Origin of the sequence: Mesorhizobium sp. M0185, assembly GCF_040322175.1 — a bacterium.
In the GTDB taxonomy this organism is placed as follows: Bacteria; Pseudomonadota; Alphaproteobacteria; order Rhizobiales; family Rhizobiaceae; genus Mesorhizobium.
Genome location: NZ_JAMYSY010000039.1, coordinates 1 through 23951 on the forward strand (window position 1 = coordinate 1; position 23951 = coordinate 23951).

General features: G+C 63.5%; 26 protein-coding genes. 14 read left to right on the forward strand and 12 right to left on the reverse strand.

The annotated features are described in order from the left end of the window. Nucleotides 1–356: 356 nt before the first annotated feature. Both NKJ20_RS24935 and NKJ20_RS24940 read right to left on the reverse strand, forming a co-directional pair. The gene (locus NKJ20_RS24935) at nucleotides 357–575 is read right to left on the reverse strand and encodes a hypothetical protein (RefSeq protein ID WP_352747703.1); all 219 of its coding nucleotides are present in this window, start codon (nucleotides 573–575) and stop codon (nucleotides 357–359) included. Nucleotides 576–1598: 1023 nt separating this feature from the next. Further along, complete coding sequence (locus tag NKJ20_RS24940; RefSeq protein WP_352747706.1) at nucleotides 1599–2468, reverse strand: LysR family transcriptional regulator; 870 nt, start codon at nucleotides 2466–2468, stop codon at nucleotides 1599–1601. 87 nt (nucleotides 2469–2555) lie between these two features. Here NKJ20_RS24940 and NKJ20_RS24945 point away from each other — a divergent pair, with 87 nt between their 5' ends. The 5 genes from NKJ20_RS24945 to NKJ20_RS24965 all read left to right on the forward strand — a co-directional run bounded on the left by NKJ20_RS24945 (nucleotide 2556) and on the right by NKJ20_RS24965 (nucleotide 8716). Further along, nucleotides 2556–3629: an alkene reductase gene (locus tag NKJ20_RS24945; RefSeq protein ID WP_352747708.1), complete on the forward strand. Its 1074-nt coding sequence runs from the start codon at nucleotides 2556–2558 to the stop codon at nucleotides 3627–3629. A 127-nt stretch (nucleotides 3630–3756) separates the two neighbouring features. Then, complete coding sequence (locus NKJ20_RS24950) at nucleotides 3757–4737, forward strand: NADP-dependent oxidoreductase (protein ID WP_352747711.1); 981 nt, start codon at nucleotides 3757–3759, stop codon at nucleotides 4735–4737. A 249-nt stretch (nucleotides 4738–4986) separates the two neighbouring features. Beyond that, entirely contained in the window at nucleotides 4987–5472 is a 486-nt protein-coding gene (locus tag NKJ20_RS24955; protein WP_352451924.1) for a (2Fe-2S)-binding protein, read from the forward strand. Then, entirely contained in the window at nucleotides 5469–6458 is a 990-nt protein-coding gene (locus tag NKJ20_RS24960) for an FAD binding domain-containing protein (RefSeq protein ID WP_352451925.1), read from the forward strand. Before NKJ20_RS24955 ends, NKJ20_RS24960 begins: the two co-directional genes overlap by 4 nt. Continuing rightward, a complete protein-coding gene (locus NKJ20_RS24965; protein WP_352451927.1) occupies nucleotides 6455–8716 on the forward strand; it encodes a xanthine dehydrogenase family protein molybdopterin-binding subunit in 2262 nt (753 codons plus the stop codon). Before NKJ20_RS24960 ends, NKJ20_RS24965 begins: the two co-directional genes overlap by 4 nt. Here the strand turns inward: NKJ20_RS24965 and NKJ20_RS24970 are convergent. Then, nucleotides 8655–9560 (reverse strand): amidohydrolase, encoded by a 906-nt coding sequence (locus tag NKJ20_RS24970; RefSeq protein ID WP_352747796.1) that lies wholly within the window; start codon nucleotides 9558–9560, stop codon nucleotides 8655–8657. The genes NKJ20_RS24965 and NKJ20_RS24970 overlap by 62 nt on opposite strands. Continuing rightward, the gene (locus NKJ20_RS24975; protein ID WP_352747715.1) at nucleotides 9541–9855 is read right to left on the reverse strand and encodes a zinc-binding metallopeptidase family protein; all 315 of its coding nucleotides are present in this window, start codon (nucleotides 9853–9855) and stop codon (nucleotides 9541–9543) included. Before NKJ20_RS24975 ends, NKJ20_RS24970 begins: the two co-directional genes overlap by 20 nt. 84 nt (nucleotides 9856–9939) lie before the next feature. Between NKJ20_RS24975 and NKJ20_RS24980 the strand changes: the two genes are divergently transcribed. Continuing rightward, a complete protein-coding gene (locus NKJ20_RS24980) occupies nucleotides 9940–10770 on the forward strand; it encodes an AraC family transcriptional regulator (RefSeq protein ID WP_352635533.1) in 831 nt (276 codons plus the stop codon). Nucleotides 10771–10840: 70 nt separating this feature from the next. Further along, complete coding sequence (locus tag NKJ20_RS24985) at nucleotides 10841–11272, forward strand: cupin domain-containing protein (RefSeq protein WP_352635535.1); 432 nt, start codon at nucleotides 10841–10843, stop codon at nucleotides 11270–11272. Nucleotides 11273–11327: 55 nt separating this feature from the next. Here NKJ20_RS24985 and NKJ20_RS24990 read toward each other — a convergent pair whose 3' ends face one another. The 4 genes from NKJ20_RS24990 to NKJ20_RS25005 all read right to left on the reverse strand — a co-directional run bounded on the left by NKJ20_RS24990 (nucleotide 11328) and on the right by NKJ20_RS25005 (nucleotide 13996). Next, entirely contained in the window at nucleotides 11328–11774 is a 447-nt protein-coding gene (locus NKJ20_RS24990; RefSeq protein ID WP_352454540.1) for a nuclear transport factor 2 family protein, read from the reverse strand. A gap of 130 nt (nucleotides 11775–11904) precedes the next feature. Further along, nucleotides 11905–12459 (reverse strand): nuclear transport factor 2 family protein, encoded by a 555-nt coding sequence (locus NKJ20_RS24995; protein WP_352747717.1) that lies wholly within the window; start codon nucleotides 12457–12459, stop codon nucleotides 11905–11907. Continuing rightward, entirely contained in the window at nucleotides 12456–13439 is a 984-nt protein-coding gene (locus tag NKJ20_RS25000; protein WP_352747720.1) for an alpha/beta hydrolase, read from the reverse strand. Before NKJ20_RS25000 ends, NKJ20_RS24995 begins: the two co-directional genes overlap by 4 nt. 53 nt (nucleotides 13440–13492) lie before the next feature. Beyond that, nucleotides 13493–13996: a nuclear transport factor 2 family protein gene (locus NKJ20_RS25005; RefSeq protein ID WP_352747722.1), complete on the reverse strand. Its 504-nt coding sequence runs from the start codon at nucleotides 13994–13996 to the stop codon at nucleotides 13493–13495. Between the two features lie 128 nt (nucleotides 13997–14124). Here NKJ20_RS25005 and NKJ20_RS25010 point away from each other — a divergent pair, with 128 nt between their 5' ends. Beyond that, nucleotides 14125–15033: a LysR family transcriptional regulator gene (locus tag NKJ20_RS25010; protein WP_352747725.1), complete on the forward strand. Its 909-nt coding sequence runs from the start codon at nucleotides 14125–14127 to the stop codon at nucleotides 15031–15033. 27 nt (nucleotides 15034–15060) lie between these two features. Here NKJ20_RS25010 and NKJ20_RS25015 read toward each other — a convergent pair whose 3' ends face one another. Then, nucleotides 15061–15516, reverse strand: coding sequence for a carboxymuconolactone decarboxylase family protein (locus NKJ20_RS25015; protein WP_352747728.1), 456 nt, complete (start codon nucleotides 15514–15516; stop codon nucleotides 15061–15063). 119 nt (nucleotides 15517–15635) lie between these two features. After that, a complete protein-coding gene (locus NKJ20_RS25020; RefSeq protein ID WP_352747730.1) occupies nucleotides 15636–16079 on the reverse strand; it encodes an SRPBCC family protein in 444 nt (147 codons plus the stop codon). Between the two features lie 225 nt (nucleotides 16080–16304). Between NKJ20_RS25020 and NKJ20_RS25025 the strand changes: the two genes are divergently transcribed. Together NKJ20_RS25025 and NKJ20_RS25030 are read left to right on the forward strand one after the other, a co-directional pair. Continuing rightward, nucleotides 16305–17069: a copper homeostasis protein CutC gene (locus NKJ20_RS25025; protein WP_352747732.1), complete on the forward strand. Its 765-nt coding sequence runs from the start codon at nucleotides 16305–16307 to the stop codon at nucleotides 17067–17069. A gap of 19 nt (nucleotides 17070–17088) precedes the next feature. Next, complete coding sequence (locus tag NKJ20_RS25030) at nucleotides 17089–17586, forward strand: GNAT family N-acetyltransferase (protein WP_352747735.1); 498 nt, start codon at nucleotides 17089–17091, stop codon at nucleotides 17584–17586. Nucleotides 17587–17605: 19 nt separating this feature from the next. Here the strand turns inward: NKJ20_RS25030 and NKJ20_RS25035 are convergent, their stop codons facing one another. Continuing rightward, nucleotides 17606–18628, reverse strand: coding sequence for an acyltransferase family protein (locus NKJ20_RS25035; RefSeq protein ID WP_352747738.1), 1023 nt, complete (start codon nucleotides 18626–18628; stop codon nucleotides 17606–17608). A gap of 372 nt (nucleotides 18629–19000) precedes the next feature. On the opposite strand from NKJ20_RS25035, the gene NKJ20_RS25040 reads away from it, so the two are divergent. The 3 genes from NKJ20_RS25040 to NKJ20_RS25050 are packed head-to-tail and all read left to right on the forward strand — an operon-like array spanning nucleotide 19001 to nucleotide 21433. Next, nucleotides 19001–19711, forward strand: coding sequence for a fumarylacetoacetate hydrolase family protein (locus tag NKJ20_RS25040; RefSeq protein WP_352747741.1), 711 nt, complete (start codon nucleotides 19001–19003; stop codon nucleotides 19709–19711). Then, the gene (maiA, locus tag NKJ20_RS25045; protein WP_352747744.1) at nucleotides 19708–20358 is read left to right on the forward strand and encodes a maleylacetoacetate isomerase; all 651 of its coding nucleotides are present in this window, start codon (nucleotides 19708–19710) and stop codon (nucleotides 20356–20358) included. Before NKJ20_RS25040 ends, maiA begins: the two co-directional genes overlap by 4 nt. Nucleotides 20359–20392: 34 nt before the next feature. Then, nucleotides 20393–21433 (forward strand): zinc-dependent alcohol dehydrogenase family protein, encoded by a 1041-nt coding sequence (locus NKJ20_RS25050; RefSeq protein ID WP_352747747.1) that lies wholly within the window; start codon nucleotides 20393–20395, stop codon nucleotides 21431–21433. A gap of 19 nt (nucleotides 21434–21452) precedes the next feature. Here the strand turns inward: NKJ20_RS25050 and NKJ20_RS25055 are convergent, their stop codons facing one another. Next, complete coding sequence (locus tag NKJ20_RS25055) at nucleotides 21453–22346, reverse strand: LysR family transcriptional regulator (protein WP_352747799.1); 894 nt, start codon at nucleotides 22344–22346, stop codon at nucleotides 21453–21455. 139 nt (nucleotides 22347–22485) lie between these two features. Between NKJ20_RS25055 and NKJ20_RS25060 the strand changes: the two genes are divergently transcribed. After that, entirely contained in the window at nucleotides 22486–23934 is a 1449-nt protein-coding gene (locus tag NKJ20_RS25060; RefSeq protein WP_502895011.1) for an MFS transporter, read from the forward strand. Nucleotides 23935–23951 lie beyond the last annotated feature (17 nt).

Below are 23951 nucleotides of genomic sequence, written 5' to 3' on the forward strand. Positions count from 1 at the left end.
CGTCGAAAATCACGGCCATGCAAACGCGCACCGCGAGGTCCCAGCAAGGGCCACGCTTGGTCCACTTCATCAGCTCCTCGCCGGCTGTCTCGGCGTTGTTGACGTTGTGGATGATCCCGGGACGCTCGGTCTTGACCGGGACCGGAGGGTTGAACCAGTGGGGAGCCATACGTCACTCTTTGTCGGCCCGATCAAGTTCCTCCAGCAAATACTTTTGCTCAGCCCAGTTCCCGTTCTACAGGCAGAGTGAGCAGGTTGCGAAGGTAATTGCGGATTACCTCCTCTAACTATTGAAAATGGCGCAGGACGGCGCGCTTTCGTTGCGATGTGCCACAGTGACTGAAGTTGGCTGACAGCTACTCGCGACAGTCGAAAGCCACGCAGAGGCCTATGGCAGTTGCTGCCTCGACGATCGCCTCGGTTAGTTCTTCGTCGGAGGCCACCAAATAAGGCGCAGCCTCCCGAGCTTCGCGTAGTGCCGCTTTCATCGAGACCGTGTCGCGACGGTCCGCCCTGTTGAGGAGTACAGTGATTGCTTGCTCTAGAAGCGGACCTACCCTTTGCGCGACGCTCATCCAGCCCTCCCCAGGGACACGCCGAAGGAGACTCTACTCACTTCCTGACCGACATCAACGCCATGTAACAACCGTACAAAATTGGTGCGGTGCTGGGCCGCAACAGCCAGGAATGTTTGGTGGAAAAATTCGTCCGGGTGATCGGATAATTGGCTCGCGCGAAGACCCCCCGTGCCCCCTTTCGTCCACCCTCAACGGACCGTGGCCGAGCTAGTTGGGCAACGAAGCTGTGTCTGACACAAGCGCCGAATTAACTGTGGGTGTCGCGGGAACGGCAGCAGTCGATTTGGGTTGTTCGCACCCGTCAGCGGTCTTGTTCTCTTTGCACTCTGGACTGTCGGGGGCTCGCCCGTTCCCGATAATCTTGCCGGCAACAACCGTGTCTTTGTTTCCGGCGGTGGTGCTGTCGTCAGCTAGAGCGGGACTAACCCAAAGCATCAAGGCAAGTATGGCGCACGATAGCGACTGCGACTGCATGGCCCCTCTCCTCTTCTAAGGAGCCGCTAATGTACAATCAATGCAACCGGAAGTCTTGGCGCATTTCAAGATCTCGAACTCGACCCATACAGGCACGGGCAGCGCTTTGGATGAGGTGCGATAGATCGGAGGTGGACCACCATTGCAGCGCTGTTCCACCCGTTATCTCGCCAACTACGGTCATTCAGACATACGCCGTTGCTTGCGTGAGGAGGCTCATGGGTAGACGCTGCGGAGAAATGCTACGACGTAGTCTGACTTCAGCACGTGAAAAAGCTTCCTGTTACCCTGCAAGATAATCCCGGCGAAGTACGCTCGAAGGTCCGTCCCTGCCATCTGGATCACGAAGGCGGAACCGCCGCTCATGCCGTCCGGATGCTTTGTGGAAGCGGTCGTATCAAGCTACTGAAAATAAAAGATTTTCTGGCACTTTCATCCCCGGTTCGATTTATCAAATTTGTCCGACCTGGGGAGCCACCGTCTTTTCTACGCCAAGTCGCGATTTTGCACGCCGGCTTGCGATTTTTCTCGGCGTAACGATCTGGGTCATGTTTCCACCAGCCTGGCGGACAGGAATTCGATGAAGCGCTGGGTCTTGGCTGGAATGAGGCGAGTTTCGGTGACGGCGTGAATGCTGACCGACGATCCCTGCCATTCGGGCAGGACACGCCGGAGCCTGCCCGAGGCCAAATCTTCGGCGACGATCTTCTCGGCAAGCAGGGCGATGCCCTGGTGGTTGACCGCCAGGGCGCGGATCATCCCGACGCTGTTGACTGTGAAGCGGCCTCCAACCTCGACTTCGACCTTGTTCATCCCCTGATGCAAGGTCCAGATCTTCGGCATGCAGATGCATTCATGCTCCGCCAGATCCGCCGGTGTCGCCGGCTCGTCGGACGCTTCGATGTAGCCAGGAGACGCATAGAGGTGGCGCGCGTGGCGCCCGATCAGGCGAGCGATCAGGCTGGAGTCTTCCAGCTCGCCGATGCGGATCGCTACATCGAACGGCTCGGCCACCAAATCGACGCGGCGCGGGGTCAGGTCGAACTCGAAGGTGATGCCGGGATAGTGCCGCGCGAAATCGACGATGATCGGCGTCAGGTAAAGCGTGGCGAAGTCGACCGGGAGCGAGACCCGCAGGACACCGCTTGGCTGCTCCAGCATCGCGCCGAGCTGCTCGTGTGCGAGCCGTGCCTCGTCGACGATGCGCTTGCTTCGTTCGTAATAGAGCTGGCCGGCCTCGGTGAGCTCGATCTTGCGCGTCGTTCGATGCAGAAGCCTCAGGCCGATCGCCTTCTCCAGCGCGCTGATACGTCGCGACAGAGTCGAGTTGGGCATGCCCAGAGCCTCAGCCGCCTTCCGGAAGCTCCTCGCTCTCGCCACCTCCACGAACAGCGCCATGTCGTTCAAGTGGCTCACGCTATTGCTCCATATTTGGAATATTGATTTCACTTTTGCCGGATTCATCCCGACATTAGAATAGTGGACAAGGGCTCCAGCAAAAGAATGGAGATCCCAATGAGTCCCTTATTCACCTCTGTCCGCGTCGGTCGCTACACTCTGCCGAACCGCCTCGTCATGGCCCCGATGACCCGTAGCCGCGCCGGCTTCGACGGTACGCCGGGCGAGCTGGCCACCGAATATTATTCCCAGCGCGCCGGCGTCGGCCTGATCGTCACCGAAGGCACCCAGCCCTCGGATGACGGCCAGGGCTATCTCACCACCCCGGGCATCTACACGCCTGCCCATGTCGCCGGCTGGCGGAAGATCACTTCCGCCGTGCACGACAAGGGCGGCCGCATCTTCATCCAGCTGATGCACGCCGGGCGCATGTCGCATCCCGACAATACGCTGCATCACCGCCAGGGGGTCGCGCCCTCCGCGATCGCGCCGGGGGCGGGTATGTTTACCATGACGGGGATGCAGGACATTCCCACGCCGCGCGCGCTGACGACCGAAGAGGTGCGCCAGACGGTCGCCGATTTCCGCCATGCCGCGCGCTCGGCGGTCGAGGCCGGCGCCGACGGCATCGAGATTCACGGCGCGAACGCCTACCTGGTCCAGCAGTTCTTCGCGCCCAGCGCCAACACGCGCACGGACGAATATGGCGGGTCGATCGAGAACCGAGCGCGCTTCGCCATCGAAGTCGCCACGGCGATCGCCGAGGAGATTGGCGCGGACCGCACCGCGATCCGCCTGTCACCCGGGACGACGATATGGGGGATCGACGAAGGCGCCGAAGGGCCGGACCTCTACCGCTATCTGGTCGCCGAACTCGACAAGCTCGGGCTCGCTTACGTGCACATCATGCACCAGGGCGACGAGGCGCTGCTGGCCGATATCCGCAAGCTCTGGCACCAATCGCTGATCCTCAATCGGCCAAGTCGTCCGCGTGACCAGATCGGCGCCGACGTAGCTTCGGGGCGGGCCGATCAGGAGTCCTACGGCCAGATGGTCCTGGCCAATCCGGACTTTGTGGAACGGTTGAAGACCAATGCGGCGCTGAATGCGGCAGTCCAAGCCACTTTCTATGGTGGCACCGCCCTGGGCTACACCGACTATCCTGCTTTGAGCACGTAAAGCGCAAGCAAGTAAATCCCCAAGCGCCGGCAGTCTAATAACATTTCTCACCCGCGGTGGACTGCATAATTCGAAGTTCTTCTTGAGAGACTTCAAACTATATCGTCCAACAGGAAGGAGAAGCCTGATGAACCAACTCAATGACTTCCAAAGCGCCCCCGGCCGGGCTGAACCGCTTGGCTCCGGCCGGGCCCTACGTCTTCAAGCATATGGCGGCACAGAGAGCTTGAAAGTCGATTGGCTATCCGCCCCCGAGCCTGGTCCCGACCAAGTGCTCGTCCAGGTCAAGGCTGCCGGAGTAAACGGAATCGACTGGAAAATCCGTGAAGGCTACGTCCGCGACAAGTTCAAGTTATCTTTGCCCGCGACGCTTGGCATCGAAATGGCGGGGGTCGTGCTGCGGACCGGCTCCAACGTCGAAGGCGTGAGGGTCGGAGACCGGGTCATGGCCGCGCTGGGTGGCCTGGGCGCTTATGCTGACCACTTGCTGATAAATGCCGAAAAACTCGTCAAGACGCCTGCGGTCCTGTCAGACATTGACGCGGCGGCAGTACCGGTGGCGGCGATGACGGCATGGCAAGTCCTTCAGGTCGCCGATTTCAACCTTCGGGGGCGGCGGGTGTTGATCCACGGCGCGGCTGGTGGGGTGGGCAGCTTCGCTGTCCAGTTCGCCAAGACGGCTGGAGCGACCGTCTATGCTACAGCCTCAACCAAGAGCGTGGCCCATGTCCAAGCCTTGGGCGCTGACGAAGTGATCGATTACCAGAAACAGAACTTCGAGCTTCTTGCGAGCGACATTGACCTTATCGTCGATCTTGTCGGGGGCCAGGTCTTGGACAAATCTTGGTCGGTCCTATCGCCTGGCGGCGTCCTGGCCAGCATCGCTGCAACTGATGTGGTTTCGCGCGCCCCGGCAGGCCGTCATGGCATCTGGTTGTCAGTCAAACCTGACACCGCGCGCCTAGCCACAATCGCTCAAGAGATCGCTGACGGCTCGCTGCGGTCCACGATTGCAGAAGTGGTCGGCTTCGACGATCTGGCATCCGCGATCGAGCGCAATCGCACCGGCCACGCTCCCGGAAAGATAGTCTTAGACCTCACCAGGTGACTTCAGCTCATGGTAATCGTCCCTAAAGGGGACCGTCTGCATTCGGCTCATGTTGGGACGGCCGTGAACCACAGTTATGCAGGGCCTTTCCGCTCCGCCGCAAATCTCAAATGCGCGTTTTTTAGCCTTCCCTGACCGGCAGCGCCTTTTCACCGGAATCGACCGCCCTATTTCGCCTCGACAGGTGGGTGGCTGCTTGCTGGACGAGTCCCTGCGACGAGTACGGCATGTGCTTCGAGGTAACCCCCAATGGACTTCCACGATCGGCACCTATTGCGGTTGCGGGTGAACGGAGAGGATCACAGCCTTTCCGATCTCGATCCCCGCGTCACGCTGCTCGACCTGCTGCGCGAGCGGCTTCATCTGACCGGAACGAAAAAGGGATGCAATTTCGGCGAGTGCGGCGCCTGCACCGTGCATCTCGACGAACGGCGTGTGAATGCCTGCATGATACTTGCCGTGTCCTGCGAGGGACGCGAGGTCACGACGATCGAAGGCTTGGCAAACGGCGATGCGCTTCATCCCGTGCAGCAGGCGTTCATCGATCATGATGGGTTCCAGTGCGGATTCTGCACGCCCGGACAGGTGATGTCGGCGGCGGCACTGATCGAGGAGGGACATACCGGCTCCGATGCCGAGATCCGCGAATGGATGAGCGGTAATCTGTGCCGCTGCTCGGCCTATCCGCAAATCGTCGAGGCGGTGCGCTCAGCGGCCGGGAGGGCGATCCAATGACCCCATTCGTCTATGCGCGCGCCGACAGCCTGGGCGACACGATCGCAGCCGGTGCCGCGCCCGACAGCGCCTTTCTCGCCGGCGGCACCGAATTGCTCAACTGGCTGCGCCTTGGAATTGCCGGGCCGGCGCGGATCATCGATATCTCCCGCCTCGACGGGCTGGATCAGATCGAGGCACTGCCCGGCGGCGGCTTGACGATCGGCGCGCTGACGCATCTCAACGATGTCGCGCAGCATGCGCTGGTGATGCGCGATTATCCGGTGTTGAGCCAGGCGATCCTCAACGCCGCATCGCCGCAGCTGAGAAACCTAGCAACGATAGGCGGCAATCTTCTGCAGAAGACGCGCTGTGCCTATTTCCGTGCCGAAGAGCAGTTGCCATGCAACAAGCGTCAGCTCGGCTCCGGCTGCTCGGCATTGCATGGCATCAACGACAATCACGCGATATTCGGCTGGACCGAGGATTGCGTCGCCACCCAGCCATCCGACCCGGCGGTGGCGCTGGCAGCACTTGATGCGGTCATCGTCACCGCGCACCGCAGCGGCGGCCGGCGCATTCCGGCAGCGGAATTCCACCTGCTTCCCGACACGCGGCCCGAGGCAGACAATGTGTTGCAGCAAGGCGAACTGATCACGGCAATCGAGCTGCCGGCGCCGGCGCCGCGATCGGCTTACCTCAAGGTGCGCGAGCGCGAATCCTACGAGTACGCCATCGTCTCTGCCGCCGCTGTGCTGGAGATGGACGGCCAAACCATCCGTCGGGCGGCCCTGGCGCTGGGGTCCGTCGCGCTGCGGCCGTGGCGGCTGAGCGCCGCCGACCAGCAGCTCGCCGGTGCCGAAATCGGCGATCGCGAGGCGTTGAGCACCGCTATCGAGCAATCCTTCGCCGAAGCGCGTCCCTTGTCGCAGAACGCCTACAAGATCGAACTGGCCAAGACCGCCGCTTTGCGGGCGATCGAAAGAGCAGCGAGGATGCCGTCATGATGATCAGCCAGCCTGTTGCCCGCCCTGACGGCGGCGTCAAGGTCACCGGCCGCGCCCGCTATGCGGCCGACTATTTCGCCCCCGACCTGCTCTATGCGGTACTCGTGACCGCGCCCGTTCCGGCCGGCCGCGTGACGTCGATCATGGTCGACGACGCGCTCGCCGAGAACGGCGTCGTGCGTGTGCTCACGCATGAGGACATGCCCAAATTCGGCCGGTTCGTATCGCCAAGGGCCGAGCCCGATACGCAGATGCAGCAAGCCGAAGGCCCGCCCGCGGCGCAGAGCTTCATGCCCATGCAGGGCGACGAAATACGTCACGAGGGCCAGCCGCTTGCCATTGTGCTGGGCGAGACGCTGGAGGCGGCGGAGGCCGGCGCTCGCCGCGTCGCGTTGCGCTACGCGTTCGCCGAGCCGGAGTTGCCGGCACCCCCCGAGTGGACCGCCATCGACAAGGCTGCTGTCGTGCCGAGGGAGAGCGGCTTCCTGTTCCTGGAGCCGACGTTTACGAAGGGCGAGGTCGACCGCGGGCTTGCTGATGCCGCCGCCACGGTCGAAGCCGTCTATTTGCAGCCGTCGCGCCATCACAACGCCATGGAGCCCTCGGCGACGCTCGCCGAATGGAATGACGGAGAGCTGACGCTGCACGACGCCACGCAGCACGTCTACGGTGTCCGCCAGGTGGTTGCCGCCCGCATGAATGTCCCGGCCGAGAAGGTCCGCGTGATTTCCCGCCATACCGGCGGCGGCTTCGGCGGCAAGGGCTGGATCTGGCCGCATCAGGTGCTGGCCGCCGCCGCCGCGCGCATCATGGAGCGCCCGGTCAGGCTGGCGCTAAGCCGAGCCAATGCCTATTCGTGCCTCGGTTATCAGCCGCGCATGGCACAGAAGATCGTGCTGGCGGCGGACAGGTCGGGCAAGCTGACCGCCGTGCAACAGGACGTGGTCAACCTGACCACCGTGACCGACGATTTCGTCGAGTTCGCCACCGAAGCCTCGAAGGGTCTCTACGCCACGCCGGCCATGCGTCTCAGCCAGCGCGTGGAGCGCGCAAACGTCGCCATGCCGACGCCGCTGCGCGCGCCGGTCGAGGGTCCGGGCACCTGGGCGCTCGAAAGCGCGATGGACGAGCTCGCCCACCGCCTCGGCATCGATCCGCTCGATCTGCGTCTGGTCAACCATGCGGACACGGATCCGGCCACCGGCCAGCCCTGGTCGTCGAAGAAGCTGCGCGAGGCTTATGAGGAAGGCGCCCGCCTGTTCGGCTGGCGCGAGCGCCCGCGCAAGCCGCAACGCGACGGCGATTGGCTGATCGGCTACGGCATGGCGACCTGCAGCATGGGCTGTTTCCGCAACCCGACGCCTGCAGCCGAGGTCAGGTTGCACCGAGATGGCACGGTGCTCATCCGCACCGGCACCCAGGACATAGGGACCGGAACACTCACCATCTTTCCGCAGATCGCGGCCGACGTGCTGGGCCTGCCGATGGAGAGGATTGAGATGGAAATGGGCGATACACAGCTGCCGGAGGCGGGACCGACCTATGGCTCGTCATCGACCATGGGGGTGGGCGCGGCGGTGCTTGCCGCTGCCGAAGATGCGCGTTCGCAGCTTGCCCGTCTTGCCAATCTGCTGCCGGACGAGGTCGAGATGCAGGACGGCAAGATTCGCCGCAGAGGCGCTGCCGGCGGTCAGACGATCGCCGACGTGATGAGCCATACCGACATCGGCGAGATCACCGGCTCCGGCTCGTTCGATCCGGCGCAGCATGGCAAAGGCCTCGCGATGCGCACTTTCGGCGCGATTTTCATGGAGGTCGGCGTCGATCCGGGGCTCGGCCTGCTCAGGCTTCGTCGCGCCGTGGGCAGCTACAGCGCCGGCCGCATCGTCAATCCCCGCACCGCACGCAGCCAGATGACGGGCGGCATCATCTGGGGCTGGGGCATGGCGGCAATGGAGCAGAGCAGGCACGAACCGGTGCTTGGCCGGTTCCTGTCGAAGAACCTTTCCGGAGTCGCCATTCCGGTCAACGCCGACATTCCCGGCGACATCATAATCCACTTCGTCGATGAGGTGGACGAGCATGCCAGCCCGATCGGCGGCAAAGGCATCGGCGAACTCGGCGCCACCGGCGTTGCCGCTGCTGTTGCCAACGCCGTCTTCGACGCCACAGGCAAGCGGATCCGGGAGTTGCCGATCACGCCGGAAAAACTGCTGTGGAAGGATCGGCCCGCGGAAGCGTCTGCTCGACGAGGTTGACGTAATAGCGCATCACCGTCGGCACGATCTCGTCGTTGAAAACGTAGCGGTCGCCGTGCAGGCCTTCGCCCGGGCCGACCTCGCCGGCGCCGATCCACGCATAGCAGCCGCCGGCGGCGCGGATCATGAAAGCGAAATCCTCGCAGCCGAGACTGGGGCTGAACTCGGTCAAGACATTCTCCCGGCCGACGACGGAGGCGGCGGCCTCGACGGCGCGGGCCGTCGCATCGGCCGTATTGATCAGCGGCGGATAGCCCTTCCTGTAGTCGAGCCTGGCCTTGAGCGAATGCGCGGCGGCAATACCTTGTGCGATCTCGCCGATCAGCCTCTCGCAATGGTCGGAAAGGCCGTGCTCGAAGAAGCGGCAGGTGCCTTGCAGCCAGACCTTGCCCGGCACGATATTGCCGACATTGCCGCCATGAATCTGCGTGATGCTGACGACAAGCGCGCTCTGAGGGTCGACCGAGCGGCTGACGATGCGCTGGACGGCTTGCACGAAGGCGCCCGCGGCCAGGATCGGGTCATCCCCGAGCTGCGGCATGGCGGCATGAGCGCCAAGACCCTCAAAGGTCAGTTCGAAATTATCGACGGCCGCCATTTGCGGCCCGACGCGGGCGGCGATCGTCCCCAGCCTGATGCCCGGCCAGTTGTGAACCGCATAGACCGCTTCGACCGGAAAGCGCTTGAACAGGCCGTCCTCGATCATGCGCATGCTGCCGCCCTCGTTTTCCTCGGCCGGCTGAAAGATGAAAGTGACGGCTCCGTCGAAGGCGCGCGATTGACTGAGCAGTTTGGCGGCGCCGAGCAGCATGGCGGCGTGGCCGTCATGGCCGCAGGCGTGCATCACGCCCTCTTGCCTCGAAGCATAGGACAGGCCCGGTTTTCTCCAGCACCGGAAGCGCGTCGAGCTCGGCGCGAAGGCCGATAGCGCACGTTCCAGCGCCGCTGCGCAGGACACCGACGACGCCGGTGCCGCCGATCCCTTCATGCACCTCGTCGACGCCGAAGGAGCGCAGCTTCTCTGCAACGAAACGCGCCGTTTCGTATTCATTGAATGCGAGTTCCGGATTGGCATGGATATGGTGCCGCCAGCCTATAACCTCTGGTGTCAGCGCGGCGACGGGGTCATTATGCAACATGATGCCTCCTTTCCGCCGACAAAAAGCGGCTTGGTTTGCCTGCCATAGAAGGCCCGGCGAGAGGCGTCTTGAACCGGATTGACCATGGCAAGGACAAACGAAGCGGCAGAGACCGGGAAATACTGGCGCCATCCGTGCTTCCCCGACCTGGGCCTGTTCGAGGCGCGCTTCACCCGGCACCGCTATGACTTGCACACGCACCCGACCTATGTGATCGCCCTGATCACCTCTGGCTGCGAGCGCATTCGCATCGGCCGCAAAAGCGTTCTCGCTCCGGCAGGCACCATTGCCGTCGTCAATCCCGAGGAGTGGCATGACGGCGAACGCGGGGCGGATGAAGGCTGGGCCTACCGGACGTTTTATCCTTCGGTGCCGATGATGACCGCGCTTACCCGCGAACTCGGCCGCGACGGCGCTCCAGTATTTTCGCGCGCGACTATCGAAGACAGCAGTCTCGCCGCAGCATTGATGGCAGCACACCAGGGCTCGACATCCCCGGACACAATGACGGCCGAGACGTCCCTGCTCGTGGCGCTGCGACGGCTGATCGTTCGGCACGGCGACTCGAGCGGACAGGCCGAAGAGATCGAAAGCTCCGGATCGCAGCGGCGGTTCTCGCTCTACCGCGATCTTGTCGAAAGCGAGCTTGGCTCGCAGCTCGACCTCAAGCGGCTAGCCGGCGCGGCTGGCGTGACCCGATTCCAGGTCATCCGCGACTTCAACAAGGCGATCGGCCTGACGCCGGCGGCCTATATCCGCGACCGGCGATTGCGCCGGGCGAGTGCGCTGATCGAACAGGGATTTGGCCTCGCCGACGCCGCCATCGCGGCGGGTTTCGCCGACCAGAGCCATCTTTCCCGTACATTCCGGGCTATGCATGGCATGACGCCGGGCATGTTCAGAAGAGCGGGATAAGGCGCTCCTGAACAGACAAGCTTGCGCGCCAATGCTTGCTGCGCAATGCTGACGCAGCTCGGGGGGAATCATGCGAAAAATCTTGGCATCGATGCTGCTGCTCGCGGCTCCACTGTTTGCAAACAGCGCCCAGGCGCTGGATGCCAGCGGCACGCCGGTCATCGTGACCCCGCTTGCCTCTCACACCGAGACCGCGTCCGGCCAGCCGATCACGCTGCCGCAGAAGAACGTCCAGGTCCTGGTCTCGGCCTATCAGATCGCGCCGGGCGCGACCTTGCCGGTCCACAAGCATCCGTTTCCGCGCTATGCCTATGTCGAGGCCGGCACGCTTCAGGTCACCAACGTCGAGACCGGCAAGAGCAACACCTATCAAACAGGTGATTTCATCATCGAGATGATCGGGCAATGGCATCAGGCGACCAATGTCGGCGCCGATCCGGTCAAGCTGCTGGTCATCGACCAGGTCGAAGAAGGTACCAAGAACACGGTGTTGCGCCAGTAGCTGCCACGTCTGAAAACGGCGTCCGGGGCGGATCCAGCACAGCGCGTAACAGACGTCAGAACGCGAACCCCTCAGGCAAATTGTGATTCCAATAGCCTTCCTCGACAAGTTCACTTATGCGCCAGCCCTCGGACGTGCGTACGACGCGGTCTCGATACCAAAGCCCCTGGAAGAAGACCTGCCTTTTGCCTTCGCCGAGGTCGACCACCATCGGGCATGAACAATGCACGCGCGCGCTGGCCTCATCCCCTCGGAGATCCAGAAGGATTGTCGAAATGGCGTGCTGCGAGATCAATATCTTGGAAAGGGCGCCTTTCATGTAAGCAACATGCTCATCCACACCGCTCCTGATTCCACCTGTTACAGTGTCGTCAAGCACGGCATCGGGTGTGAATATTTTGCGATAGGCTTCCCAGTCGCGATCGTCCACCGCATAGCAATAGCGAACAAGCAGCTGTTCGATCTCAAGCCTATCGGAAACCTCCTGCAATGAAAGGGTCATGTCCTGTCTCCGCGGTTGGCGGCACTAATGCCGCATGCGCCAAGCCTGCCCCGACATTTCGATCAATATTCACGTTGCCGATGCTCCGAGCAACCTCGCCGCGCGACTGGGCATGCGCAAACCCGAACACTCATTTGGCCTCCGCCTTTACCCGGCCGGCGGCGGCGGCCAGCACGGCGCGATCCCCCTCTTCGTACAAGCGGCGGATGGAGATTGCCTTGACGCGCCAACCTTCCGGCGTCCGCACCAGCCGGTGGAGATAGCTGCCGCCGACCGTCCAGAACCGCCCGCCGATCCAGTGGGTTGCGCGGACATGGCTGCGCGCAACCGCACCGTTATCCCCGCCTTCGACAATGATGTTGGTGATGAGGTGCTGGGTGGCGTCGAAGCCCGGCAGCAGCGCTTGCCATTGGGCGATCAGCGCGTCGCAGCCGCTGGTCGTGACCTCGCCGCCGAAGAGGCTGGTGTAGTCGGTCGTGACACGGGCCGCGAGATAGGATCTGACCCGGTCCCATTCACGCAGATCGGCATAGAGGCCGATCCCGGCAATCGCCTCGGCGATTGCGATCCTATCTTTGACCGTCAGCGCATCTCGCGGCGCGCTCGAGGCGGGCGCCGAGACGGCGGAAACCATCGCGGCGGAAACCGCCGAGGCCAGGACATGCCGGCGGGTGACGAGGCTCATTGTCCCGCCTCCCCCGCACTGCCCAGCGTCGCGCGGAAGTGCGCGGCGACGGCATCGCTTGCGGCCTTCACCGGCGCGGCACGATCGTAGAAATCGAATTGGGTGACATTGTCGAGCCACAGCTCCCGCCTGGAACTGGTCAGCCGCGTGTAGAATTTGTGCGCCCCCTGCGGAATGGCAGCCGCCTCGCTGTGCACCATCAGAAAGGGCTGGTGCAGGCGCGGAGCAGCCTGGATGGCGTCGAACGTCAGCCAGCCGCGCCAGAACGCCGGATCGGCCTCGTTGCGCCAGGCCGGGATCATGCCGCGATCGGGCTCGGTGTAATAGGGCACCTTGAACATGACCGCGCGCTCGTCGGTCAGGCTGGCGGCCGGCAAGAACGCTTGCTTGCCGGTGCGGCGATACTCAGCCTCGGCCGCATCGCCCACGGCCTCAAGCCTGACGACGCCATTCCGGCCGCCATAGGCCTGCTCGACCACTTCGGCATCCTGCAACCAGGGCGCAACGAGGGCGACCGATTTGATCGCGGCGTTTTCGGCGGCGGCGGTGACCATATAGCCGGAGCTGGCGCAAATGCCGAGCCCGCCGATGCGGTCCTGATCGGCTTCGGGCCGGCGCGTGAGATAGGCGACCGCCGCTTCGATGTCGGCGATCTTGGCGTTAGGATCCTCGTACTGGCGGCGTATGCCGCCGCTTTCGCCCCACCCACGAAAATCGAAGGTCAAGGCGACGAAGCCACGATCGGCCATCTCGCGGGCGTAGCGGGCCGGCATCTGTTCCTTCACCGTCATCCAGGCGCCGGTCACGACCAGCGCCGGCCGAGGTTTTGCCGCGTCCAGATCCTCTGGCAAATAGAGCTCGCCGACAAGCTGCTCACCATACGAGGAGAATGTGACGCGCTCGACGCGCGGTGCGGCGACGGCATTGGAGGCGGCGAGCGCGGCGGTGGTTGCTACGGCAAGTGTCAGGGTTTTAAGCATCGCTAGTCTCCTTGGAATGAGAAGCGCGGCGCGTTGCGAGAAAGACCGCCGTCTCAGCGCTGGCCAGCCAGTCGGCCGGGCAGCGGCTTCAGCGGGTAATGCGCCCAGTAGAAAGCGTCCGACTGGTACATGTCGGTCAAAAAATTCTGTGCCTCGGCAATCTTGCCGTCCTTGATGCGGAATATCAGCGCGTAGAGCTGGTCGATCTCGGGACCTGAGCCGACATTCGACCAGCCGCGATGGACGTCGACAACGAGGTCGCCTTGCGCCTGGAAGAAGATCGGCTCGGCCTTGAACTTGCCATCGGCCAGGCCGCGGAAGAAGGCGACCACCTCGTCCGGCCCGCGCTTGTCGCCGGCGAGCGGATGATGACCGGGAATGCGCCACACGATGTTGGGCGCGAGGAAGGGCCGCACGGCCTCGGGATTACCGGTCGCGTAAGCTGCGTAATAGTCTTTGATGAGCTGGATATTGCGGTCTTCCAGTGGCCCGCTGTGCGCCGGGGCGGCAGACACCGCCAGAAGAGTGCCGGCGGCGAGTAAAGCAAGCCTGAACATCGGTCCTGTTTCCTTGCCTGTTCGAGCCGTTCCCAACACCGAGGCCCGTTCGTCGGACCCAACATGACGCCTTTTGTTCGCCGGAAAAACCAGTAGAGTTCGACAGGGCTATTTGGAAAATCCTTACAATGCGCCTCGACCAATTCAGCGGCATCGTCGCCTTCGTCAAGGTTGCGGAGGCCAAAAGCTTCACCCGCGCCGCCGCCGAGCTCGGCGTCGCTCCGGCCTCGTTGAGCGAGGCGGTAAAGGGGCTCGAAGAGCGCCTGGGGGTGCGGCTGCTCAACCGGACGACCCGCAGCGTTGGCTTGACCGAAGCTGGCGCCCAATACCTCGACCATGTGCGTCCGGCAGCCGAAGACATCTGGGCGGCTGGTGCGGCACTGCGCGAAGCTCGCGACCGTCCCGCCGGCACGCTGCGCCTCAGCCTGCCCTGGATCGCCGCGCCGCTGCTGATAGAGCCACTGATGCGGCCGTTCATGGATGCTTATCCCGAAGTGCGGCTTAGTCTGATTTTCGACGACAGCTTCGTCGACATCGCCGCCGAGGGCTTCGATGCCGGCCTGCGCATCGGCGAACTTCTCGAGAGAGATATGATGGGCGCGTGCCTGGGCGGTCCCCTGCAGATGGTCGTGGTGGGCAGCCCCGATTATCTGGCGCGCAACGGCACACCGAAACGGCCGGCCGACCTCGCCGCCCATCGCTGCATCGCATTCGCTCTCACCCGCACGCGCGCGATTTCGCCCTGGGAGTTCACCGTGGATGGACGCGAAGTCGCATTCACGCCGGACGCATGTCTGGTCGTGAACACACTTCCGCTGTGCATTACCGCCGCCGCGCAAGGGCTGGGCCTCGCCTTCGCCGTCGAGGGCCTCGCCGCGCCGCTTCTCGCCTCAGGCGCGCTGGTCAAGGTGCTGGAGCCTTTCTGTCCAGCTTACGAGCCGCTTCACCTCTATTATCCCAGCCGTCGCCTCGTGCCGCCGAAGCTGCGTGCCTTCATCGACTTCGTGCGCGCGAATTCGCACAAGCTGCGGATCTGATGTGGCTTTTCGAGAACCCGGCCCCGTTCAGCCCCAGGCGCCGACCATCTGCCTGGTGGTTGCGTTGAGCCGGTTGAATGCGTTGATCAGGGCAATCTGGACGACCAGGGCGGCAAGCGCCTTTTCGTCATAGTGCCGGGCGGCTTCATCCCAGACCGCATCCGTTACCGCGTCTGGCCGGTCGGCCAACCGGGTTGCCGCCTCGGTCAGTGCCAGCGCGGCGCGTTCGGCGTCGGTGAAGTAGGGTGTCTCCCGCCATGCGGACACGGCAAAGATGCGCTCGTCCTTTTCGCCGGCCTTCTTCAATTCGCGCGCATGCATATCGACGCAGAAGCTGCATCCGTTGATCTGGCTGGCGCGCAAATGGACGAGCTTGCGCGTCACATAGGACAAGTCGGCAGTCTCCGTCGACTTGTCCAGCGCGAGCAGCGCCTGCAAGGCGCCGGGAATGAGCATCACCGGGTTTTTCAATCGTGCTTGCATAGTGGTCTCCTTCGGGCGTGTTTTTTCAAGCCCGGACGACGAACATCCGGGGTCTCGATATGTCTTGGTTCTGTCAGTTCGCCGGCCGCCGCGTCGCGGCAAGGCGAGCGCCGGGATCTTCAGCTTTGCGAGGCAGTCACCCGCTCAAGCCGCTCGAGAATGCGCGGCCAACCGCTTCCCATGCCGATGTAGCCGCGCTCGTCCTCGGACCGGAACCCGGAATGCTCCATGCGCACCCGCGTCGCTGTACCTTCGGGCGTCAACGACCATGTCACCACGGTCTTCAGACCGCTGTCGGATTCGGTGCCGTCGCCCCAGCTGTAGGCTAGCAGGCGTGGCGGCTCGATCTTCAGCACCTCGCAGTTCGTCACGCCGGACCAGCCAGGCACCGGCGTCGCGCGAAAGGTAAAGCGATGGCCTTGCTCAGGCGCAAAGTCGTTCTCCATCAGCCATTCGGCAACTAGATGCGGCACGGTCATTGCGCGCCATATCTTTTCAGCCGCATGCGGGATCAGACGCTCGACGACAATGGATTTGGTTTCGATTGTGGTTGCTTCAGTCATGACTTCGGACCCGTTGTTTGCGGTTTGGCTGGGCTATCAACAACGCGCTCTCCATGAGAACCAATAACCCACCAGCTATGAGTTACGTATAACGCTTAAGTTATGAATGTGTCAAGCGGCGGAATGGCAGGCGCGCCCGCAAGCACATTGAGCCAACACTTCCGGCTTTCATCGCACCATGCCCGATGCTACCGCTGGCCAGCTGAAATCATCGACGGATCGCCCATGACCGAGACCGAACGCCCTCGCCTCCCGCTGATCGAGATCTGCGTCGAAGGCATAGACGGCCTGCTGGCCGCGCAAGCCGCCGGCGCCGACCGTGTCGAGCTCTGTGCCAGCCTGATCGAAGGCGGCATCACACCGAGCTTCGGCACGGTGCGCACGGCGCTCGAGCTGGCGACGATCCCGTTCCACGTCATCGTGCGGCCGCGCGGCGGCGATTTTCTCTATGGCGAAGCCGAATATCGTTCGATGCTCGCCGATGTCGGCGCGCTTGCCGAGCTCGGCGTCGCCGGTGTCGTCGTCGGTTGCCTCGCTGCCGAGGGCACTATCGACGAACAGCGCATGAGCGAATTGGTTAAGGCGGCGGGACGCTTGAACGTCACCTGCCACCGCGCCTTCGACATGACCCGCGACCCGACAGAGGCGCTGGAGACGCTGATCCGCTGCAAGGTCGGCCGCGTGCTGACCAGCGGCCAGCGCGACACGGCGCTCGAGGGCGCTGACCTGCTCGCCGATCTTGTCAGGCAGGCCGGCGACCGCATCATCATCCTCGGCTGCGGCGGGCTTGATCCCGAGAACATTGGCAAGGTGCGGAGGAAAACCGGGTTGAGCGAAATGCACTTCGCCGCGCTCAAGGACGTGCCGAGCGCCATGCGTTACCGCAACCCAAGGGTCGGCATGGGCGGCACCGACCTCGACCGCGAATACCGCAACACCTTGACCGATGAGGCGATGGTGGCGGCGACCATCGCAGCCGCCCGGCTGTGATCCTGGAAGATCGAACAACATGATCGAAGTGCGTTTGCCGATCGAACGGGTCTCGCCGCGTGATGAGTCCGCAATCCTCGCGCTCAACAACGAGCATGCCGCCGAATTGTCGTGGCTCGAACCCGAGCGCCTGTCCTTCCTGCTCGGCGAAGCGTTTTACACGCGCCGCATCGGCAGGCTCGAAGCCTTCATCATGACCTTCGACCAGGACGCCAGCTACGACAGCCCGAACTTCGTGTGGTTTCGCCAGCGTTACCCGCGGTTCGTCTATGTCGATCGCGTCGTGGTCGCCGCCGCAGCGCGCGGGCGCGGCCACGCCCGCCGGCTGTATGAGGATCTGTTCGAGCAGGCGTCACGCGCCGGCCAGGCGATCGTCACCTGCGAAGTCAATGCCGAGCCACCCAATCCGGCTTCGGACGCCTTCCATGCCGCACTCGGCTTTGCGGAAGTGGGCGACGCGGTAATCCAAGGCGGCAGGAAAGTCGTGCGGTATTATGCAAGACGGATCGCCGGCTGAACGGCGGGCGCCGTTCGCCCTACCAATTGCGGTTCAGCCAGGAGCGGGCCGGCTTTTCGATGATGTAGTAGCTGCACAGCGCGCAAGCGAACGCCGCCGCAAGCATCAACCACGGCGAACTGCCTTTTATGTCGACGAATTGATAAAAGGGCTGCTGCCAAAGATAGAGCGAATACGACCACAGCCCCAGCATCGTCATCGGCAGGGACGATAGAAACCCGGTCAGATACCGGCTGCTGAAGTCGAGCAAATTGACGGCGAGCGCCAGCAGCGGCACCGCGACCAGATAGTGGATGGGGGTTGGCACGGCAGCCATGAAAACGAGCACAGCCACGACTGTGGCCGCGAGGGCAACATGCGGCCCCTTGAGCAGCGCCGGCAGCCTGTCGTCGGCCTTGAGCAGGCATAACACCGCCGACAGCAGGATCGAGGCGATGTGCACGTCGGTGCGCCAATAGGTGCCCTCGTAGCCTATTGCGAGCACCCAGTAGGAGATGGCGCCGTTTGCCATGGCCAGCACCGACAATGCGCCGAGCAACATGATGACCCGGGACCGCCCCGAGACGACAACGCTGATCAGCGCCAGGATGATATAGGCGTGCTCTTCGACGCAGAGCGACCAGATATGGTCGAGCGCGCCGGCGCGGGTGACGAGAATTCCGGCATAGTTGTAGGTGAACGTCAGCGCCGTCAGCGCCGCCTTCCATTTGAAGGCGATGAATGTGCCGGACAAGGCAACCATCACGGCGACGACAAAAATCAGCAGTGCCGGGTAGATGCGGGAGAACCGGCGCTTGAAGAATTTCTTCAGCGGATAATATTCGACAAACAGGATCTCGGCCATCAGCCGGCCGCTGAGCACGAAGAAGAATTCGACGCCCAGGACGCCGAGATTAATGCCGGGAACGGGGAAGAAATGGCCGATCAGCACCAGCGCGATCGACAGGCCGCGCCAGCCGTCGAGATAGGCAAGCCTGGTTCTTGCCGAGCTATCGGCGACAGGCCTGGACACGACAAGACGCGTCGCGGAGATGTCCGTCATGCCGGTCCCTTCATTGAACCTGCGAAAGGCGGGCTGGAGGCCGCATTCCTCCAGCTATATTGCAGCGCACCAGAACCTTGTGCAAGTGCGAGATAACGACACGCCCGAAGTACAGGACGGACCGAAAGGGGCTGTCACGTCCGTTCCCCGAAACCAACGGTCGACAGTCTCAGGCGTTGGCGGCAGGCGCTTCGCGCCGTGGCCGGCTTATTCCCAAATGGTACATTGCCATCTGGCCGGCAGAGCAAAATGTACCGGCGATTTCCGCGGCACCGTGCGGCAGGCCTAGCCTTTGCGCGATGCAATGCCTTGCCCGACCGGCCAAATCGGTCGAATGTGCCGGCGACATATCCACTGAAACAGAGACAGTGCATGACCGGCTTCGTCCTTCCTTTGCCCGCAACCCCGTCGGTGGCCGTGGCCGGCTCGCCGGAGCGTTTTGCGGTGCGCCGGATCTTCTGCGTTGGCCGCAACTACGCAGCCCATGCCCGCGAGCTCGGCAATGACGAGCGCGACCCTCCCTTCTTCTTCACCAAACCAGGCGACGCAGTGGTCGACTCGGTGGTCGGTTCGGGCACCACGATCCCCTACCCGCCGCTGACCCAAAACCTGCATCACGAAATCGAGCTGGTCGTCGCGATCGGCAGAGCCGGCTTTCGCATCCCGCGCGAGCGGGCGCTGGACCATGTCTGGGGCTACGGCGTCGGCGTCGACCTGACTCGCCGCGACCTTCAGGACGAGGCGAAAAAGGCGGCAAGGCCGTGGGACTGGTCGAAAGCCTTCGACCGTTCAGCGCCCTGCGGCCCGCTGGTTCCGGCGCAAAAATCCGGTCATCCCGACAAGGGCCGCATCTGGCTCGCGGTCGACGGCGAGATCAGGCAGGACGGCGACCTCGCCGAATTGATCTGGCCGGTTCCCGACATCGTCTCGATTTGCAGCGAGGCGGTAGAACTCCGGCCAGGCGACCTGATCTTCACCGGAACACCGGCTGGCGTCGGCGCCGTCGGGCCGGGCGAAAAGATCACCGGTGGCGTCGACGGCATCGGCGAAATCGAACTGACCATCGGCCAACCAATCCGATGAGCGACATCGTCCTCCATAACTATTACCGCTCCTCGACCTCTTACCGGGTGCGGATCGCGCTGGAGATGAAGGGCCTGTCCTACGACTACGTGCCGCATCATTTGCGCCACGGCGAGCATCTCGAACCCGCCTACCTCGCGGTCAATCCGCAAGGGCTGGTGCCGGCACTGGTCCTGGACGACGGCACGCTGCTGACGCAATCGCTGGCGATCATCGAATATTTCGACGAGACCACGCCTGAGCCGCCGCTGCTGCCCAAGGATGCGCCGGGCCGCGCCCGCGTCAGGATGCTGGCGCAGATGATCGCCTGCGACATCCATCCGGTGAACAATCTGCGCGTGCTGACCTCGCTGCGCACACTGTTCGGCGCCGGCGACCAGGATGTCGTCAACTGGTTCCGGCACTGGGTCAACGAAGGCTTCCAGCCGCTTGAAAAGATTCTGGCTTCCTCGCCCGAGACCAAGACATTCTGCCATGGCGACACGCCGGGGCTGGCCGATATCTGCCTCGTCGCACAGGTCACCAGCAATGCCCGTTTCGGCGTCGACATGACGCCCTATCCGATCATCGCGCGCATCAATGCCGCCTGCATGGCGCTGCCGGCGTTCCAGAAGGCCGCGCCTGAGAACCAGATCGATGCCGAATAGACCGCAAATTGCATGAAGTCATGAGGAACTGCCGATGAAAGCCGTCGTCTTCGAAAAGTTCGGCGAAACGCCAACGATCCAGACCGTTCCCGATCCGGAGCCGGCACCGGAAGGCGTCGTCATCAAGGTGGAGGCGACCGGCCTCTGCCGCAGCGACTGGCATGGCTGGATGGGCCACGACGACGGCATCCGCCTGCCGCATGTGCCGGGCCACGAACTGGCCGGCGTCGTGGTCTCCGCAGGCAACCAGGTGACCCGCTGGAAGGGCGGCGAGCGCGTCACCGTGCCGTTTGCCGTCGGCTGCGGCCGCTGCTTCGAATGCACGTCGGGCAACCACCAGGTGTGCGAACATCAGTTCCAGCCCGGCTTCAGCGCCTGGGGTTCGTTCGCCGAATATGTCGCCATCGACCATGCCGACACCAATCTCGTGCGCTTGCCCGACGAGATGGAATTCGCCACCGCCGCCAGCCTCGGCTGCCGGTTCGTCACCTCGTTCCGCGCCATCGTCGACCAGGGCCGGGTGACGCCCGGCGAATGGGTGGCGGTGCACGGCTGCGGCGGCGTCGGCCTGTCGGCGATCATGATCGCCAGCGCCATGGGCGCCAATGTCGTCGCCATCGACCTCACCGACGAGAAGCTGGACTTTGCCAAAAAGATCGGCGCGGTGGCGACGATCAACGCGGCAAAGACGCCGAACGTGGTCAAGGCGGTCAAGCAGATCACCAATGGCGGCGCGCACATGTCGATGGACGCGCTCGGCCACCCCAGTACCTCGTTCAACTCGATCGCCAACCTGCGCCGCCGCGGCCGCCACGTGCAGGTCGGCCTGATGCTCGGCGACCATGCCAGGCCGCAGATACCGATGGACAAGGTGATCGCATTCGAGCTCGAAATCCGCGGCAGCCACGGCATGCAGGCCTTCCGCTACCAGGCGATGATGGAGATGATCCGCACCGGCAAGCTGAAACCCGAACTGCTGATCGGCAAGAAGATCAGCCTCGAAGAGGCGCCGGCCGCATTGATGGCGATGGGCGGCTTCGAAGGCATAGGCATCGGCGTGGTGACCAGATTCTAGATCACGCCCTGAGTCTGGATCAGCGAAACGACGCGCAGACCCCCTGCACGCAGGCTCGCAGCCAGCGCTGCGCCGGATCGGCATCGAGCCGCGGATGCCACAGCATCGAAATGGTGACCTCCTCGATATCGACCGGCAACGGGAAGCTGTACATGCCCGTGCGCGCGCCCAGCGTGTGCCGTTCGGGGACGCTGGCGATCAGATCGGAGGCGCGCGCCATGGCGAGCGTGGCCGAGAAGCTGGAAACCATGCACACGATCGTCCGCTGGAGACCGAGCTGTTTCAAGGCCTCGTCGATCGGGCCCTTTTCGCGGCCACGCCGCGAAACGCTGATGTGGCGGCCGGCAGCATAGCGTTCCGGCGTCATTGGGCCCTCGCCCAGCCTGTGACCCGTTCGCACCGCACCGATGAAGCGGTCGCGAAACAGCGCCTGAATGCGCATTTCAGGGCTCGTTTCACTGGCAACCCCGATTTCGAGATCAACCGCCGCGTCACGCAACGAGATGTCGTTCTTGTCGGATTTCGGCGCAAAACGCAGCCGTACGCCAGGTGCGTCCGCTTCGACACGGGTCAGAAGACGCGGTGCGAACTCCTCGACGAAACTTTCGTTGGCGCGCAGCGTGAAGACCTTGTCGAGAGCAGAGAGGTCGAGGAGCTTGGCCGGGCGCAGCAGCGCTTCCGCATCCTGAACGACTCGGCCTACCTGTTGCTGCAATTCGAGCGCGCGCGGCGTCGCAACCAGGCCACGGCCGGCCCGGACCAACAATGGGTCGCCTGTCGCCTGGCGCAACCGCGCCAACGTCCGGCTCATCGCCGAGGGACTGAGGCGCAGCCGCCCGGCCGCGCGCGCCACACTGCCCTCGCTCAGCAGCACATCGAGGGCGACAAGCAGATTGAGATCTGGCGACGACATGGAAGGACCGTAGCACAGCTCGGCCGCGATGTGGCGTTTCATGCACGAATAAGATGCAAATACTGCGCCTTCCGCCACATCATGCGAGGGAATAGCGTCCGACAGCTCCGATTGGGGGCTGCCGGCAAAGGAGTTCACCTTGGCATCGACCGCTGAAAAGACCTGGGACGAAGTTGCCCCGGTGAGCGCACGCTCGACCCGATGGGCATTGGCAAGCCTGTCGCTTTCAACGCTGCTGTCGTCGCTCGCCACCAGCATCGCCAGCGTCGGGCTGCCATCGCTGATGCAGGCATTCGGCGCATCGTTCCAGCTCGTGCAATGGGTCGTCCTGGCCTATCTGCTCGCCATCACCACCTTGATCGTCAGCGTCGGGCGGCTCGCCGACATAGTCGGCCGCCGCCCGCTATTGCTCGGCGGCATCGCCCTGTTCACCTTCGCATCGGTGCTTTGCGGGCTCGCGCCGACGCTCTGGCTGCTGATTGCCGCACGGGCGGCACAGGGGCTCGGCGCGGCCGTCATGATGGCTCTGACGCTGGCCTTTGTCGCCGACGCAGTTCCCCGGGATAAAACCGGCAGCGCCATGGGCCTGCTCGGCGCCATGTCGGCGATCGGCACCACGCTTGGCCCCTCCCTTGGCGGACTGTTGATTGCCGGCCTCGGCTGGCGCGCGATCTTCCTCATCAATCTGCCGTTGGGGGTGCTGGCCTTTGCGCTTGCCTGGCGCTTCCTGCCGGCCGGAAAAAAGACGCCAGGTCGGCGCGGTTTCGACGGGATCGGCACGGCTTTGCTCGCGCTGACGCTAGCCGCCTATGCGCTCGCCATGACCCTTGGGCGTGGCAGTTTTGGTTCTCTCAATGTCGGCTTGCTGATTGCCGCAACCGTGGCTGGCCTGCTGTTTGTCGTTGCGCAGACAAGGGTCCAGAACCCTTTGATTCAACCTGCGAGGTTCCGCGACCAGGCGTTGAACGCAAGCCTCGCCATGAACCTGATCGTCGCCACGGTGATGATGGCGACGCTGGTGGTCGCACCATTCTATCTGTCGCGCGCGCTCGGGCTGAACGCAGCCATGGTCGGGCTGGTTCTGTCGACCGGCCCTCTGGTTACCGCATTGGCGGCGCTGCCGGCCGGACGCCTGGTCGATCGTTTCGGGGCGAACCGGATCATGATCGTCGGCCTGTTCGATCTCGCTATTGGCACCTTTGCTCTGTCGCGGGCGGAATTCGGTATTGCCGGCTATGCCGTACCAATCATCATCGTCTGCACCGGCTACAGCCTGTTTCAGACCTCCAACAATTCGGCCGTGATGACCGGCGTCGCATCCGACCAGCGTGGCGTCGTCTCCGGCCTGCTCAATCTGTCGCGCAATCTCGGCCTGATCACCGGTGCGTCGGTGATGGGCGCGGTGTTCGCCTTCGCATCGGCTGGGGAAGGCACTGGCTTGGCAGTGTTGGCACCTGCGGCAGCGGCACGAGGGATGCAGGTCACTTTCCAGGTGGCGACGGGCCTGGTGCTGATGGCGCTGATCCTTGCGGTATTTTCAGCCCGCGCCACTGCCGGGCGAACAGATATCATTGCCAAGCATCCTTGAGGATTCCACCCGGTTCG

Excerpts from the sequence above, each read along its gene's own strand:
- NKJ20_RS25010 (WP_352747725.1), top strand. The coding sequence starts at position 14,125 with ATGCGCCTCGACCAATTCAGCGGCATCGTCGCCTTCGTCAAGGTTGCG.
- NKJ20_RS24950 (WP_352747711.1), top strand. The coding sequence starts at position 3,757 with ATGAACCAACTCAATGACTTCCAAAGCGCCCCCGGCCGGGCTGAACCG.
- NKJ20_RS25050 (WP_352747747.1), top strand. The coding sequence starts at position 20,393 with ATGAAAGCCGTCGTCTTCGAAAAGTTCGGCGAAACGCCAACGATCCAG.
- NKJ20_RS24965 (WP_352451927.1), top strand. The coding sequence starts at position 6,455 with ATGATGATCAGCCAGCCTGTTGCCCGCCCTGACGGCGGCGTCAAGGTC.
- NKJ20_RS24975 (WP_352747715.1), bottom strand. The coding sequence starts at position 9,855 with ATGTTGCATAATGACCCCGTCGCCGCGCTGACACCAGAGGTTATAGGC.
- NKJ20_RS24995 (WP_352747717.1), bottom strand. The coding sequence starts at position 12,459 with ATGAGCCTCGTCACCCGCCGGCATGTCCTGGCCTCGGCGGTTTCCGCC.
- NKJ20_RS25020 (WP_352747730.1), bottom strand. The coding sequence starts at position 16,079 with ATGACTGAAGCAACCACAATCGAAACCAAATCCATTGTCGTCGAGCGT.
- NKJ20_RS25005 (WP_352747722.1), bottom strand. The coding sequence starts at position 13,996 with ATGTTCAGGCTTGCTTTACTCGCCGCCGGCACTCTTCTGGCGGTGTCT.
- NKJ20_RS24970 (WP_352747796.1), bottom strand. The coding sequence starts at position 9,560 with ATGCACGCCTGCGGCCATGACGGCCACGCCGCCATGCTGCTCGGCGCC.
- NKJ20_RS25025 (WP_352747732.1), top strand. The coding sequence starts at position 16,305 with ATGACCGAGACCGAACGCCCTCGCCTCCCGCTGATCGAGATCTGCGTC.
- NKJ20_RS24990 (WP_352454540.1), bottom strand. The coding sequence starts at position 11,774 with ATGACCCTTTCATTGCAGGAGGTTTCCGATAGGCTTGAGATCGAACAG.
- NKJ20_RS24955 (WP_352451924.1), top strand. The coding sequence starts at position 4,987 with ATGGACTTCCACGATCGGCACCTATTGCGGTTGCGGGTGAACGGAGAG.
- maiA (WP_352747744.1), top strand. The coding sequence starts at position 19,708 with ATGAGCGACATCGTCCTCCATAACTATTACCGCTCCTCGACCTCTTAC.
- NKJ20_RS24980 (WP_352635533.1), top strand. The coding sequence starts at position 9,940 with ATGGCAAGGACAAACGAAGCGGCAGAGACCGGGAAATACTGGCGCCAT.
- NKJ20_RS25000 (WP_352747720.1), bottom strand. The coding sequence starts at position 13,439 with ATGCTTAAAACCCTGACACTTGCCGTAGCAACCACCGCCGCGCTCGCC.
- NKJ20_RS25040 (WP_352747741.1), top strand. The coding sequence starts at position 19,001 with ATGACCGGCTTCGTCCTTCCTTTGCCCGCAACCCCGTCGGTGGCCGTG.
- NKJ20_RS24960 (WP_352451925.1), top strand. The coding sequence starts at position 5,469 with ATGACCCCATTCGTCTATGCGCGCGCCGACAGCCTGGGCGACACGATC.
- NKJ20_RS25055 (WP_352747799.1), bottom strand. The coding sequence starts at position 22,346 with ATGTCGTCGCCAGATCTCAATCTGCTTGTCGCCCTCGATGTGCTGCTG.
- NKJ20_RS24985 (WP_352635535.1), top strand. The coding sequence starts at position 10,841 with ATGCGAAAAATCTTGGCATCGATGCTGCTGCTCGCGGCTCCACTGTTT.
- NKJ20_RS25030 (WP_352747735.1), top strand. The coding sequence starts at position 17,089 with ATGATCGAAGTGCGTTTGCCGATCGAACGGGTCTCGCCGCGTGATGAG.
- NKJ20_RS25035 (WP_352747738.1), bottom strand. The coding sequence starts at position 18,628 with ATGACGGACATCTCCGCGACGCGTCTTGTCGTGTCCAGGCCTGTCGCC.
- NKJ20_RS24935 (WP_352747703.1), bottom strand. The coding sequence starts at position 575 with ATGAGCGTCGCGCAAAGGGTAGGTCCGCTTCTAGAGCAAGCAATCACT.
- NKJ20_RS24945 (WP_352747708.1), top strand. The coding sequence starts at position 2,556 with ATGGAGATCCCAATGAGTCCCTTATTCACCTCTGTCCGCGTCGGTCGC.
- NKJ20_RS25015 (WP_352747728.1), bottom strand. The coding sequence starts at position 15,516 with ATGCAAGCACGATTGAAAAACCCGGTGATGCTCATTCCCGGCGCCTTG.